Genomic DNA, 659 nt, shown 5'->3' on the forward strand with positions numbered 1-659 from the left:
GGTGCCAGGTTGGCGGCGTTGACGAGCAGGACACCCTGGTTGCGGGTGCCGCGGTCGAGGTTCACGTACAGGCCTTCGACCTTGAGCGTCACGGCGCTCGAACGGAAGAAGTTCAGGAACGAGTCGGTGGGGAGGGCATACTCGATGCCGCCGCCGACGGCGTAGCCGGTACGGAAGCTGTCGTTGCCGGCGTAGCCGCCGAACGAGCGGTCGGCGCTGCCCGAGCCGTAGGCGAAGCCGCCGGTGCCGTACACGAGGGTGCGGTCGAAGGCGTAGCCGAGGCGGCCGCGCACGGTGCCGAAGTAGTCGAGGCTGGCCAGGCCGCGCGGGTCGTTGAGGATCAGGCCGGGCGCAATCGCACCGCCGCTGACGAAGGCGTTGTTCCGGTTGCGGCCGAAGTCGAGGTACTGGGCATCGGCCTCGATGCCGACGACCACGCCCGAGCCCGGGGTGAACTGATAGTTGTAGCCGACCTGGGCGCCGCCGGAGAAGCCGTCCTGGCTGCGGTTGCGGAAGGTGGCGACGGCGGCCGGCCCGCTGGTCAGGCCGACACCGCCCGGCACGACGAAGGTAGAGTTGTTGGAGCGGCTGCTGGCGTCGAACGCGTAGCCGGCGTTGATACCGAAGTAGGCGCCGGTCCAGGTGAACACGGGCACCGG

General features: G+C 69.7%; 1 protein-coding gene. It reads right to left on the minus strand.

All coding sequences use genetic code 11. The features are described from left to right. Positions 1-659: porin family protein (locus FV233_RS29750; RefSeq protein WP_147899663.1), on the minus strand; the 659-nt coding region annotated here is incomplete at both ends.

The sequence above is a fragment of the Methylobacterium sp. WL7 genome (assembly GCF_008040085.1).
In the GTDB taxonomy this organism is placed as follows: domain Bacteria; phylum Pseudomonadota; class Alphaproteobacteria; order Rhizobiales; family Beijerinckiaceae; genus Methylobacterium; species Methylobacterium mesophilicum.